This window comes from Nitratidesulfovibrio liaohensis, assembly GCF_011682075.1.
Taxonomy (GTDB): domain Bacteria; phylum Desulfobacterota; class Desulfovibrionia; order Desulfovibrionales; family Desulfovibrionaceae; genus Cupidesulfovibrio; species Cupidesulfovibrio liaohensis.
Genome location: NZ_VSMK01000332.1, coordinates 1 through 3,117 on the forward strand (window position 1 = coordinate 1; position 3,117 = coordinate 3,117).

The following is a 3,117-nucleotide window of genomic DNA, read 5'->3' on the forward strand; positions in this document are numbered from 1 at the left end:
GCCGGGCAGCCCCCGCCGGGCAGATGCCCCGGCGGTGGAACCACCCGCACGCCTGGCAGCCTCCGCAACGTCGCCAGCGGCGGCGTCCGCCGCCTCAGGGCACGGAGACATCCTGCACCATTCCATCATCCAGGCATTCCAGCACGCGTGAATACAGCGCGGCGCGCTGCGTCTCCGGCGGAGCATCGCGAAAATCCGCCAGCACCCGCACCGTCTCGCCGGGCCAGACCAGCACGGTATCCTTGATGCCGGTGTCGGTTGCCGAACACCCCGAGGGTGCCACGGCCAGGGCCGCCACCTGGGGAGGACTGCCGCGCCGCTCCAGCACCCGCAACTGAAAGCCCGACAGATGCAGGGCATGGGGGATGGACGCAGCGTCGTTGGACAGTTCCCAGACCTCGGTCGTACGGGCGGGCACGCGCGGTGCCGGAAAGTCGTCCGGCAGGTCCGCGTTGGTGTCGTGCCGCAGGGCGAACGGCTGTCCGTTCAGCAGCCACGAGGGACGCCCCAGCACCTCGCCGCGCGAGACATGCAGGCGGCGCGGCGGCCCCTGCGGCAGGGGGGGCGCCGCGGGAAAGTCGCACAGCCGCACGGGCAGGGGCTGGGCATAGTCCACGCGCTGCATCACGCGCAGTCGCAGCAGGCGTGCCGCCTCGCCTTCACCGGGAGCCCCGGCCCCGCCGGAGGCCGCTCCGGCCCGACGCATGGGGTCGAAGGGCAGGTTGACCAGGTGCCATTCGTCACCGGGGTTCGCGGCACGCAGGTCCACCAGAATGTCCGCCCGTTCGCCGGGGCCAAGGAACAGGCGCTGCAAGGGCAGCGGACGTTCCAGCATGCCGCCGTCGGTACCCATCAGCGTGAAGGGCTGCGGCGCGCCGTCGGGGCGGGCCAGGCCCACGTGCAGGACCCGCGCGTTGCACATGTTCACCAGGCGCAGGCGGTACATGCGGGTGACCACGTCCAGTTTTGCACCGGCCACGCCATTGACGGTGAGCACGTCACCGATGAGGCCCGATATCCGGTCGTCCAGACCGGGCGCGTACACCGGCACCCCGTCGCGGTCCAGGCGGCGGTCCTGAAACAGCAGGGGAACGTCCGAGGGGCCGTTGCCCGGCGCGGGCAGGGTGGCCCGGAAGGCGCCGGTGCCCCCCGCCCCCAGCGGTTCGATGTCCATGGCGGCCAGAGCGGCGCGCTCTTCCTCATCGTCCACGATGCACAGACCCACCAGGCCCTGGTGGGTCTGGCGGCCCGAGAATCCCGGCGCGATGGCGTGGTAGGGATAGATGCCTGCCCGGTTGCGCAGGGTGACGCGGTATTCGAAGCTGGCGCCGGGCAGCAGCATCATCACCGGGTGGCCGCCCATGCGCCAGTCGGCGAGCAGGCCGTGCCAGCGCAGCAGGGTAGGGGCGTCCAGCCGGTTGATCAGGCGCACCCGCAACGAGGCACCGCGCTGGATGACCAGGGTGGGATTCCAGTAGGGGCGGCCGCCGTGCTCGGTCTGGAAGCACAGCGGCGGGGCGGGGGGCATGTCGCCGGTGGGCAATCGCGGGTCGGACGTGGCGGAAAGTTCGATGCGCGCCCCGCCGTCCATGAGTCCCATGAACGAACGGTCACCGGGCAGGGGCAGGGGGGTGTCGAAGCTGGCGGCGGAGTGCAGTCCGGGCACAGTGCGGGGCGGGGGCGTCGGCACGGCGACTGGGGTGACTGGGCGCGGGGCTGCGGCGTCCTGCGCCGCAAGGGCGGGAACAGTGGGCGCCAGGGCCCAGGTTACCCCGGTAAGCGCGGTGATTCCGGCCAGCTTCAGGAAACGTCGTCTGCCGATGCTCCGCATGGTTGCTCCTGCGTTTCCGGTGGGGTGCATCGCGCCTGGCGGGCGGCCCCGGCATTCTTTCGCGTGGCGCAGACCTTGGCCTGGCGGATGCGCGAACGCTGTGGATAGTGCGCAATATCCCGAAATACTAAGCGGAAGATAGCGTGGATGGCCGCGAAAGTGAAGCGCGTGCGGTATCGCGCTGCGGCGTGCCCCTTGCGCCGCGTTGTGGTTCCGCCCGCCCTGCCCGTTTCGGACTATCGGACCGTACGGCGGCTACCCCGGGGCATGGGGGCCGCCGGGGGCGCTTCGGCTTGCGCACTGTCCGCAGCCCTTGCCGGGCGGATTTTGTCCAGCCAGATCGGGGTGGTGCAGCGACACCGGGGCCGCTTCACCCGGCAGCACCAGCGGTGCGGGTTTGCCGGGGGCCAGTTCCAGGGACACGGCCTTGCCGGGGCATCGCAGTTCGCATACCCCGCAGCCCATGCACGCGGTGGTATCGATGGCGGGGATGACGGCAGGCCGGGCGGCGTGCCGAATACGGCATCCCGCGCCATGTCCCGCAGCGGGCTTCGCATCACGTCCTGTCGCACGCCGTGCATCGAAGTGGCGTTGCGGCAACGGGGCGTTGCCCGATCCGCCATTCGGCGGCAAAGCCCCCTGCGTGGCTCTGCCGACCATGTGCACCGCGTCGAAGGGGCAGATGCGCGCGCACTGGCCGCAGCCCGTGCAGGTGCCTGTGTCCACGCAGGCCACGTAGCCCGAAGAAACCAGCATTGGCGTGCCTTCGCGGTGGGCCTGCATGGCCCCGCAGCAGCAGGTGCAGCAGTTGCAGATGGCGTAGTAGCGGCCCAGCACCGCTTCCTTGAAGAACGCGTGCGAGACGTGGCCGCGCCGGTTTTCCGCCTCCACCACGCGGATGGCCTCGCCCGGCGTGACGCGGCGGGCCTTGTCCGGGTGATGCTCCAGCACGAAGTCCACCACCGGTCCGCCAGCCAGGATGCACACGTCCACCGGGGTGCAGTGGTCTTCCCGCGTCAGGCGGCAGGGGCAGTTCAGCAGGGCCAGTGCGTCGGCATTGTCGAGGATGATGTCGCGCGCCATGCGGAAGGGCAGCACCGTTTCCGGCACCGTGGTGGCTACGGGGCGTTCCACCGCGATGAGCCGGGGCACGGTGCCCGGCGGCATGACCTTGCCGTGATAGCTTTGGGCGAATTCCGGCCCGAATTCAGTGCGCGTGCCCCACACCCCCAGCAGGCCGCCCAGCCGGGCCAGCGGCCCGGCCAGCCAGCGGGCCAGCGGGTGCC

Annotated in this window: 2 protein-coding genes; both read right to left on the reverse strand. The window is 71.2% G+C overall.

From position 1 onward, the window contains the following. Positions 1–94 precede the first annotated feature (94 nt). On the reverse strand, positions 95–1,831 hold the full coding sequence (locus FVW27_RS11675) for a multicopper oxidase family protein (protein ID WP_167125347.1): 1,737 nt from the start codon (positions 1,829–1,831) through the stop codon (positions 95–97). A 255-nt stretch (positions 1,832–2,086) separates the two neighbouring features. Continuing rightward, the coding region (locus tag FVW27_RS11680) for a 4Fe-4S binding protein (RefSeq protein WP_167125349.1) at positions 2,087–3,117 on the reverse strand (1,031 nt) is incomplete at its 5' end.